Source organism: Streptomyces sp. NBC_00704 (assembly GCF_036226605.1).
Classification (GTDB): domain Bacteria; phylum Actinomycetota; class Actinomycetes; order Streptomycetales; family Streptomycetaceae; genus Streptomyces.
The window spans coordinates 2029704-2039835 of the sequence record NZ_CP109000.1; the positions used below are offsets into that span (position 1 = coordinate 2029704).

5 protein-coding genes are annotated in these 10132 nt (G+C 72.7%); 2 read left to right on the top strand and 3 right to left on the bottom strand.

Annotation, left to right across the window (positions count from 1 at the left end; translation table 11 throughout):
• Positions 1-135 precede the first annotated feature (135 nt).
• The 3 genes from OG802_RS08980 to OG802_RS08990 all read right to left on the bottom strand — a co-directional run bounded on the left by OG802_RS08980 (position 136) and on the right by OG802_RS08990 (position 7305).
• Positions 136-1599 carry a glutamate synthase subunit beta gene (locus tag OG802_RS08980; protein WP_329408842.1) on the bottom strand — a complete coding sequence of 488 codons (1464 nt, stop codon included), beginning with the start codon at positions 1597-1599 and terminating at the stop codon, positions 136-138.
• On the bottom strand, positions 1592-6190 hold the full coding sequence (gene gltB, locus OG802_RS08985) for a glutamate synthase large subunit (protein WP_329408843.1): 4599 nt from the start codon (positions 6188-6190) through the stop codon (positions 1592-1594). Before gltB ends, OG802_RS08980 begins: the two co-directional genes overlap by 8 nt.
• A 383-nt stretch (positions 6191-6573) precedes the next feature.
• Complete coding sequence (locus OG802_RS08990; RefSeq protein ID WP_329408845.1) at positions 6574-7305, bottom strand: VIT1/CCC1 transporter family protein; 732 nt, start codon at positions 7303-7305, stop codon at positions 6574-6576.
• Between the two features lie 282 nt (positions 7306-7587).
• On the opposite strand from OG802_RS08990, the gene OG802_RS08995 reads away from it, so the two are divergent.
• Positions 7588-8670, top strand: coding sequence for an ADP-ribosylglycohydrolase family protein (locus OG802_RS08995; protein ID WP_329408846.1), 1083 nt, complete (start codon positions 7588-7590; stop codon positions 8668-8670).
• A gap of 218 nt (positions 8671-8888) precedes the next feature.
• Positions 8889-10130, top strand: coding sequence for an ADP-ribosylglycohydrolase family protein (locus OG802_RS09000; RefSeq protein WP_443055439.1), 1242 nt, complete (start codon positions 8889-8891; stop codon positions 10128-10130).
• The last annotated feature ends 2 nt before the right edge of the window (positions 10131-10132 follow it).

Here is a 10132-nt window from a genome sequence, read left to right on the forward strand (position 1 = left end):
GGACGCCGGCCGCCGTCCCCGGGGCGCCGCCGACATGCCGCGGCGCCTGCCGGTCCGGTCGGGGACGTGGCAGGCGCCGCGTGTGTTCCGCACGCCTTTGTACGGGACGTTTCGGGGTTCCCCCGGTGCGGGGGATCAGACCATCAGCGAGCGGTCCGTCGGGCGGATCGGGGCGGGCAGCTCGCTCGCGCCGGTGAGGAACCGGTCGACGCCGCGGGCGGCCGAGCGGCCCTCCGCGATCGCCCACACGATGAGCGACTGGCCGCGGCCCGCGTCACCGGCGACGTACACGCCCGGCACGTTGGTCGCGAAGTCGGCGTCGCGGGCGATGTTGCCGCGCTCGTCCAGCTCCAGGCCGAACTGCTCGACCAGGCCGTTCTCGCGGTCCGTGCCGGTGAAGCCCATGGCCAGCGTCACCAGCTGGGCGGGGATCTTGCGCTCCGTGCCCGGCTTCTGGGTCAGCCTGCCCTCGACGAACTCGACCTCGGTGAGGTGCAGCCACTGGACGTTGCCGTCCTCGTCGCCCTCGAAGTGGGTGGTGGAGACGGAGTAGACCCGCTCGCCGCCCTCCTCGTGCGCGGAGGTCACCTTGTACAGCATCGGGAAGGTCGGCCACGGCTGGGAGACCGCGTCCCGCTCCTCGCCCGGGCGGGGCATGATCTCCAGCTGGGTGACCGAGGCCGCGCCCTGGCGGTGGGCGGTGCCCACGCAGTCCGCGCCCGTGTCGCCGCCGCCGATGACGACGACGTGCTTGCCCTGGGCCGAGATGGGGGGCGCCACGAAGTCGCCCTCCTGCACCTTGTTGGCCAGCGGCAGGTACTCCATCGCCTGGTACACGCCCTTGAGTTCACGGCCGGGAACCGGCAGATCGCGGGCGGTGGTGGCGCCGGCGGCGATGACGACCGCGTCGTAGCGCTTCCTGAGGTCGGTCGCCTTGAGGTCGCGGCCGATCTCGACGCCGGTACGGAAGCGGGTGCCCTCCGCGCGCATCTGCTCGATGCGGCGGTTGATGTGCCGCTTCTCCATCTTGAACTCGGGGATGCCGTAGCGCAGGAGGCCGCCGACGCGGTCCGCGCGCTCGTAGACGGCGACCGTGTGACCGGCCCGCGTCAGCTGCTGGGCGGCGGCCAGACCGGCCGGGCCCGAACCGATGACCGCGACGGTCTTGCCGGACAGGCGCTCGGGGGCCTGCGGGGCGACGTCCCCGGTCTCCCACGCCTTGTCGATGATCGAGACCTCGACGTTCTTGATGGTGACCGGCGGCTGGTTGATGCCGAGCACGCACGCCGACTCGCAGGGAGCCGGGCACAGCCGCCCGGTGAACTCCGGGAAGTTGTTCGTGGCGTGCAGCCGCTCCGACGCGGCCGACCAGTCCTCGCGGTAGGCGTAGTCGTTCCACTCGGGGATCAGGTTCCCCAGCGGACAGCCGTTGTGGCAGAACGGGATGCCGCAGTCCATGCACCGGCTGGCCTGCTTGCCGATGATCGGCAGCAGCGAACCGGGGACGTAGACCTCGTTCCAGTCCTTCAGCCGCACGTCGACGGGACGGGACCGGGCGACCTCGCGGCCGTGGTTCAAAAAGCCCTTCGGGTCAGCCATTGGTCGCCGCCTCCATCATCTTCTCGGTGATCTCGGACTCGGAGAGTCCCGCCTGCTCGGCGGCGTCCTTGGCGGCGAGCACTGCCTTGTAGGCACTGGGAATGATCTTGCTGAAACGCTCGGCCGCCGCGTCCCAGTCCGCCAGCAGCTTCTGGGCGACCGTGGAGCCGGTCTCCTCGGCGTGGCGGCGCACCACGTCGTGCAGCCACTGCTTGTCCGCGTCGTCCGGCGTCTCGACGGCGGCGAGGTTGCCGGCGTTGACGTTGTCGCGGTTCAGGTCGATCACGTAGGCGATGCCGCCGGACATGCCGGCCGCGAAGTTGCGGCCCGTCTCGCCGAGGACCACCGCGTGGCCGCCGGTCATGTACTCGCAGCCGTGGTCGCCCACGCCCTCGGAGACGACCGTCGCGCCGGAGTTGCGCACGCAGAACCGCTCGCCGGTGCGGCCGCGCAGGAACAGCTCGCCGCCGGTCGCGCCGTAGGCGATGGTGTTGCCCGCGATGGTGGAGAACTCGGCGAGGTGGTCGGCGTTCCGGTCGGGACGGACGATCACCCGGCCGCCGGACAGGCCCTTGCCGACGTAGTCGTTGGCGTCGCCCTCCAGGCGCAGCGTGACGCCGCGCGGGAGGAAGGCGCCGAAGGACTGGCCGGCGGAGCCGGTGAAGGTGATGTCGACGGTGTCGTCGGGCAGGCCCGCGCCGCCGAACCGCTTGGTCACCTCGTGGCCGAGCATGGTGCCGACCGTGCGGTTGATGTTGCGGATGGAGACCTGGGCGCGCACCGGCTGGGCGTCGGTCGCGGAGTCCGCGGCGAGGGCGTCGGCGGCCAGCTTGATGAGCTGGTTGTCGAGCGCCTTCTCCAGGCCGTGGTCCTGGGCGACGACCTGGTGCAGGGCGGTGCCCTCGGGCAGCGCCGGCACGTGGAAGAGCGGGGCCAGGTTGAGGCCCTGGGCCTTCCAGTGGTCGACGGCGCGCTCGACGTCGAGGACCTCGGCGTGGCCGACGGCCTCCTCGATCGAGCGGAAGCCCAGCTCGGCGAGCAGTTCGCGGACCTCTTCGGCGATGAACCTGAAGAAGTTGACGACGTACTCGGCCTTGCCGGCGAAGCGGTCGCGCAGGACCGGGTTCTGGGTGGCGATGCCGACGGGGCAGGTGTCCAGGTGGCAGACGCGCATCATGACGCAGCCGGAGACGACGAGCGGCGCGGTCGCGAAACCGAACTCCTCGGCGCCGAGCAGCGCGGCGATGATCACGTCGCGGCCGGTCTTGAGCTGGCCGTCGGTCTGGACGACGATCCGGTCGCGCAGGCCGTTGAGCAGCAGGGTCTGCTGGGTCTCGGCGAGGCCGAGTTCCCAGGGGCCGCCCGCGTGCTTGAGCGAGGTGAGCGGGGAGGCGCCGGTGCCGCCGTCGTGGCCGGAGATGAGCACGACGTCCGCGTGGGCCTTGGACACGCCGGCGGCGACGGTGCCGACGCCGACCTCGGAGACCAGCTTCACGTGGATCCGCGCCTGCGGATTCGCGTTCTTCAGGTCGTGGATCAGCTGCGCCAGGTCCTCGATGGAGTAGATGTCGTGGTGCGGCGGCGGGGAGATCAGGCCGACGCCCGGGGTGGAGTGCCGGGTCTTGGCGACCCACGGGTAGACCTTGTGGCCGGGCAGCTGGCCGCCCTCGCCGGGCTTGGCGCCCTGGGCCATCTTGATCTGGATGTCGTCCGCGTTGACCAGGTACTCGGAGGTGACGCCGAAGCGGCCGGAGGCGACCTGCTTGATGCTGGAGCGGCGCGCCGGGTCGTACAGGCGCTCCGGGTCCTCGCCGCCCTCACCGGTGTTGGACTTGCCGCCCAGCTGGTTCATGGCGATGGCGAGGGTCTCGTGCGCCTCCTGGGAGATGGAGCCGTACGACATGGCGCCGGTGGAGAAGCGCTTGACGATCTCGGAGACGGGCTCGACCTCCTCGAGGGGGATCGAGGGGCGGTCCGACTTGAGGCCGAAGAGGCCGCGCAGCGTCATGAGGCGCTCGGACTGCTCGTTCACGCGGTCCGTGTACTTCTTGAAGATGTCGTAGCGGGCCGTGCGGGTGGAGTGCTGGAGGCGGAAGACCGTCTCGGGGTCGAACAGGTGCGGCTCGCCCTCGCGGCGCCACTGGTACTCGCCGCCTATGTCGAGCGCGCGGTGCGCCGGGGCGATGCCGGAGGCCGGGTAGGCCTTGGCGTGGCGGGCGGCGACCTCCTGCGCGACGACGTCGATGCCGATGCCGCCGATCTTGGTGGCGGTGCCGCTGAAGTACTTCGCGACGAAGGCGTCGTCGAGGCCGACGGCCTCGAAGACCTGGGCGCCGCGGTAGGAGGCGACGGTGGAGATGCCCATCTTGGACATGACCTTCAGGACGCCCTTGCCGAGGGCGTAGATCAGGTTGCGGATCGCCTGCTCGGGCTCCATGCCGTCGAGGAAGGTGCCCGCGCGCAGCAGGTCCTCGACGGACTCCATCGCCAGGTACGGGTTGACGGCGGCGGCGCCGAACCCGATGAGCAGGGCGACGTGGTGGACCTCGCGGACGTCGCCGGCCTCGACCAGCAGGCCCACCTGGGTGCGCTGCTTGGTGCGGATGAGGTGGTGGTGGACGGCCGAGGTGAGCAGCAGCGAGGGGATCGGCGCGTGCTCGGCGTCGGAGTGGCGGTCGGACAGGACGATGAGGCGGGCGCCGTTGTCGATGGCGGCGTCGGCCTCGGCGCAGATCTCCTCGATCCGGGCGGCCAGCGCGTCGCCGCCGCCGTGCACCCGGTACAGGCCGGAGAGCGTGGTGGCCTTGAAGCCGGGCATGTCGCCGTCGGCGTTGATGTGGATGAGCTTGGCCAGCTCGTCGTTGTCGATCACCGGGAAGGGCAGGGTGACCGAGCGGCAGGACGCGGCGGTGGGCTCCAGCAGGTTGCCCTCGGGGCCGAGGGAGGAGCGCAGCGAGGTGACGAGCTCCTCGCGGATGGCGTCCAGCGGCGGGTTGGTGACCTGCGCGAACAGCTGCGTGAAGTAGTCGAACAGCAGGCGCGGGCGGGCGGAGAGCGCGGCGATGGGCGAGTCGGTGCCCATGGAGCCGAGGGGTTCGCCGGCGGTCTTGGCCATCGGCGCGAGGATGATGCGCAGCTCTTCCTCGGTGTAGCCGAAGGTCTGCTGGCGGCGGGTGACCGAGGCGTGGGTGTGCACGATGTGCTCGCGCTCGGGGAGGTCGATCAGCTCGATCTCGCCGGCTTCGAGCCATTCGGCGTAGGGGTTCTCGGCGGCGAGCTGGGCCTTGATCTCGTCGTCCTCGATGATGCGGTGCTCGGCGGTGTCGACGAGGAACATGCGGCCGGGCTGGAGGCGGCCCTTGCGGACGACCTTGGCGGGGTCGATGTCGAGGACGCCGACCTCGGAGCCGAGGACGACGAGGCCGTCGTCGGTGACCCAGTAGCGGCCGGGGCGCAGGCCGTTGCGGTCGAGGACCGCGCCGACCTGGACGCCGTCGGTGAAGGTGACGCAGGCCGGGCCGTCCCAGGGCTCCATCATCGTGGAGTGGAACTGGTAGAAGGCGCGCCGGGCCGGGTCCATGGAGTCGTGGTTCTCCCACGCCTCCGGGATCATCATCAGCACGGAGTGCGGCAGCGAGCGGCCGCCGAGGTGGAGCAGTTCGAGCACCTCGTCGAAGGACGCCGAGTCGGAGGCGTCGGGGGTGCAGACCGGGAAGATCCGCTCGATGGCCTTGTCGTCGGAGCCGAACAGGTCGGAGACGAGCTGCGACTCGCGGGCGGTCATCCAGTTGCGGTTGCCCTTGACGGTGTTGATCTCGCCGTTGTGGGCGACGAACCGGTAGGGGTGCGCGAGCGGCCACGAGGGGAAGGTGTTCGTGGAGAAGCGGGAGTGGACGAGCGAGACGGCCGAGGCGAAGCGGCGGTCGGACAGGTCCGGGAAGAAGGGCTCGAGCTGGCCGGTGGTCAGCATGCCCTTGTAGACGATCGTCCGCGCGGACAGCGACGGGAAGTACACGCCGGCCTCGCGTTCGGCGCGCTTGCGCAGCACGAACGCCTTGCGGTCGAGGTCGATGCCCTGCGAGCGGCCGTCGGTGACGAAGACCTGGCGGAAGGCGGGCATCGTGGAGCGGGCGGTGGCGCCGAGCAGCTCGGGGGCGACCGGCACCTCGCGCCAGCCGAGGACGGTGAGGCCCTCGTCGTCGGCGATGGCGTCGATGCGCGAGACGGTCTCGGCGAGGCCGTCCTCGGGGAGGAAGGCGATGCCGACGGCGTAGTGGCCGGCCTCGGGCAGCTCGAATCCGGCGACCTCGCGGAAGAAGGCGTCCGGGACCTGGGTCAGGATGCCCGCGCCGTCGCCGGAGTCCGGCTCGGAGCCGGTGGCGCCGCGGTGTTCGAGGTTGCGCAGAACGGTGAGCGCCTGCTCGACCAGCGCATGGCTCGCCTCGCCGGTGAGGGTGGCCACGAAACCGACGCCGCAGGCGTCGTGCTCGTTGCGGGGGTCGTACATACCCTGCGCAGCAGGGCGAGCATCCATGAAGGACCAGTTCTGGCCATTCGCGGAATGCTGGGACGGCTGGCGCGGCGTACGCATCGGCTCTCCCGTCGTCGTCTCAAGTGGCATGTCTGCTGGCGAAGGGACGACGTTGGCCCTCTGCGTAACGCAAAATTTCGTGCAGGTTACATGATGGAGCGGTTCTCGGGAACCGGATACTCCGTTCCAGCATGCGGACGCCACGGGCCGTCGGGGGTGCCGCGGACGTGGCCGAAAAGTATGGGGGGACCGGACGGGAGGGGATCGGTCTGATCATGGCCCGCCGGGCCGGAAGGGGGGCGGAGGGAGCGGCGTCACCCACTCCGCGAGTGCGCCGCAGGCCTCATTGCCCACAGCGCTTACGGCTCATGCCCGGTGGCCGAGCCGCCGAAACCAGTCGGTAACAACTACTTATGCGTCCCACCGCATAAGTAGCATCCGATCTATCCTACGGCCGTTCCGAACAACGTGCCCAGGGCGTACGTCACACCGGCCGCCGCGCCGCCGAGGACGAGTTGGCGCAGTCCGCTGAACCACCAGGTCCGCGCGGTCACCCGGGCGACCACCGCGCCGCAGCCGAACAGCCCGGCCAGCGCGAGCAGCACGGCCGGCCACAAGGAGGCGGCCCCCAGCAGATAGGGCAGCACGGGTAGCAGCGCGCCGAGCGCGAAGGCCCCGAAGCTGGAGACGGCGGCGATCAGCGGCGAGGGCAGGTCGGAGGGGTCGATGCCCAGTTCCTCGCGGGCGTGGATCTCCAGCGCCTGCTCCGGGTCGCGCGAGAGCTGCTGCGCGACCTGCCGCGCGAGTGCGGGCTCGACGCCCCGCGACTCGTAGAGCGCGGCCAGTTCGGCCTCCTCGTCCTGCGGGTGCTTCCTCAGCTCCCGCCGCTCCACGTCCAGTTCGGCCTCGACGAGTTCACGCTGCGAGGCGACGGAGGTGTACTCGCCGGCGGCCATGGAGAAGGCGCCGGCGGCCAGCCCCGCGAGACCGGTGATGACGATGGTCTGCTGGCCGACGGATCCGCCGGCGACGCCGGTCATCAGGGCGAGGTTCGAGACCAGACCGTCCATCGCGCCGAACACGGCGGGGCGCAGCCAGCCCCCGTTGACGTCCCGGTGGGTGTGGTTGTCCCGGTGCGCCTCGTGCAGTGACGCCTCGGTCTCGATGATGGCCATGCGGGATCCCCCTGCGACGGAAAAGATAGCTAAGCCAAAGCTAACTTTGGACACGTTCTAATTTGTGACAACACCAAAGTACGCTTGCGGATTCCGGGTCGCCAGCAAGGAAAGGCTCGGCTAACCTGCGGCTTTACCTTCGAGCGCTCATTCGAGACAGCAGCTGCACAGATGTCGACCGGGTGACATGAGAAGAATTCAGGCTCGGGTCAACCGCCGACGGTGGGACACATCCGCAGACGGCTCCGCGCCCGTGCGGAGCCCCCGCCGGAGAGGCCGCCCATGCCGACGATCCGTGACCGAGCCCGCGGCGCCCTGCTCGGCCTGGCCGTGGGCGACGCCCTGGGCGCCCCCGCGGAGAACCTGAAGCCCTCCGAGATCCGAGCCCGCTGGGGCCGCATCACGGGATACGTCACCGACCGGCCGGCCGGCACCGACGACACCGAGTACGCGATCTTCTCCGGGCTGCTGCTGGCCCGGCACGGCTCCGCGCTCACCCCGGCCCACGTGGAAGCCGCCTGGCACCAGTGGATCGCCGACCTCGACGAGGGACCCTTCCGCGGGGCCGGCTTCAGCGAACGCGGCACCCTGGAGAACCTCCGCCGGGGCCTGGCCGCACCGATCTCCGCCCAGCACCGGCACGCCTGGAGCGACGGACTGGCCATGCGCGCCGCGCCCTTCGGCGTCTTCGCCGCGGGCCGCCCGGCCGAAGCGGCCCGGCTGGTCGCGATCGACGGCTCGGTGAGCCACGACGGCGAGGGCATCCACGGCGGGCAGGCGGTCGCGGCCGGGGTCGCGGCGGCCATGGCCGGAGCGCCGACGGCCGCCGTGGTGGCCGCGGCGCTGGCCGTGATCCCCGAGGACTCCTGGACGGCGCGCTCGCTGCGCCGGGCGGCGGCGGTGGCCCACCGCGGCGAACGGGCCGTCCGCTCCGCGGTCGTCATCGGCGGCTACCCGTGGACCGACCTCGCCCCCGAGGCGGTCGCCCTCGCCTTCGGCGCGTACGCGGCGGCCGACGGCGACTTCCGCGAGTCCGTCCTGACGGCGGTGAACATGGGCCGCGACGCCGACACCACGGCGGCCGTGGCGGGCGCCCTGGCCGGGGCCGCGCGGGGGGCGGGCGCGATCCCGGCGGACTGGGCGGCGGCGATCGGCCCGGCCCGGGGAAGCTGCCTGCCCTCCATGGCCGGACACCATGTCCTGGACGTCGCGGAACTGCTGGTGCCGGACGAGGGCGGCAAGTGGGGCGAGGGAGTGGTCGTCGCGGACCTCGTGCCGGGCCTGATGGGCCTCGTCCGGCCCCCCGCCCCGGACCCGGCCGCCTTCACCCTGGCGGCCACCGACGGCACGGAGGCGGGCGCATGACGGCCGAGACGCTCGCGTCCCCGGCGGACCCGGACGACCCCGCCCCCACCGGCACCCGGACAGCGCCCGCGCAGGACGCCCCGGCGCACGAAGCCCCCACCCCGGCCACCCGGGCGCGGGACGCCTCGCCGCGGACGCCCGGACCGGCCCCCGCGGACCGCACGGGCGAGGCGGATGCGAGCCGCGCCCGTGACACAGGCGCACGCGGCGCCCGCGAGATGAACGGAGACCGCGCCGTCGGCGGCGGGGGAACCCGCGCCCGCGCCGTCGGCGGCGTCCGTGAGATCGACGAGGGAGCCGGGGCCGCCGGCCGTTCCGCCGGCGCGCACCCGCGCGCTCCGCGTCCCGCGCGGCGGATCGTCGGGCTGCTGCTGGGCCTCGCCGCGGGGGACGCCGCCGGGTGGCCCGCCGCGCGGCACCGCGCGGCCCGGATGCCCGAGTGGACCCGCCGCCTCACCCGCGAGCTGGACACCTTCGCCGAGCACAACGCGACGACCACCCTCCCCGTGCCCATCGCCCTGAACCAGCCCCCCGAGCCCCTGCGGCTGGGCCCCTCCGACGACGCCGAGTGGGCGGCGTTCGCGGCCGAGGCGGTGCTGCGGGCCGGCGACGACACCGCCCTGGGCGACCTGAGCCGGGAGCGCCGCACACGCGCCGCGATCGACCTCGCCTGGAACGCGATCGCCTGCGAGGTCGCGGCGGCGGCCGACCGCGCGCCCGAGGTGGAGTCCGCCGTCCTGCCGCTGCGCGCCCGCATCTCCGTCCGGGCCGGCCTGGGCAACCTCGCCGCCGGTCTGCGCCCCCCGGCCACCGGCCACGACAACCCCCACTACTTCGACGACGCGGCCTGCGTACGCGCCTGCGTCCTGGCCGTGGCCCACCCCGGCGACCCCCGGCTCGCCGCCGAACTCGCCGAGTTCGACGCCCGCTACACCCAGGACGGCGACGGCGTGCACGGAGCGCGCGCGATGGCGGCGGCCCTCGCGCTGGCCCTCGTGGGCGCGGACCCCGAGGAGTGCGTGACGGCCGCGCTCGCCGAGCTGCCCGAGCACACCGAGATCGGCCGCAACGCCCGGCACGCGCTCCGGCTGGCCCGGGACGCCGACAGCGCCTTCGCCCTCGTCCCCCTGCTGGAGCACCAGATCGTCGACCACGTCTACAGCTACGGCATCGCGGCGGCGGAGACGGTCCCCGTGGCGCTCGCGCTGGCGACGGCCTCCGGCGGCCGCGTCGGCGAGGCGGTCCCGGCCGCGGCCTGTCTGTCCCGGGTCGCGGACTCGGCCCCCGCGCTGGCCGGCGCGCTGACGGGCGCGCTGGGCGGCGGCGACGCCATCCCCGCCGCGTGGCGCGACAGCTGCCGCGTCCTCTCCGGCTGCGCGCTCCCCCGGCTCACTGGGACCGACCTGGTGGAACTCGCCGAACTCCTGGAAGCCGCGCAACCGGCCCCGCCAGGAGGATGATT

Coding starts and splice junctions, on each gene's coding strand:
- OG802_RS08980 (WP_329408842.1), bottom strand. CDS start 1,599: ATGGCTGACCCGAAGGGCTTTTTGAACCACGGCCGCGAGGTCGCCCGG.
- gltB (WP_329408843.1), bottom strand. CDS start 6,190: ATGCGTACGCCGCGCCAGCCGTCCCAGCATTCCGCGAATGGCCAGAAC.
- OG802_RS08990 (WP_329408845.1), bottom strand. CDS start 7,305: ATGGCCATCATCGAGACCGAGGCGTCACTGCACGAGGCGCACCGGGAC.
- OG802_RS08995 (WP_329408846.1), top strand. CDS start 7,588: ATGCCGACGATCCGTGACCGAGCCCGCGGCGCCCTGCTCGGCCTGGCC.
- OG802_RS09000 (WP_443055439.1), top strand. CDS start 8,889: ATGAACGGAGACCGCGCCGTCGGCGGCGGGGGAACCCGCGCCCGCGCC.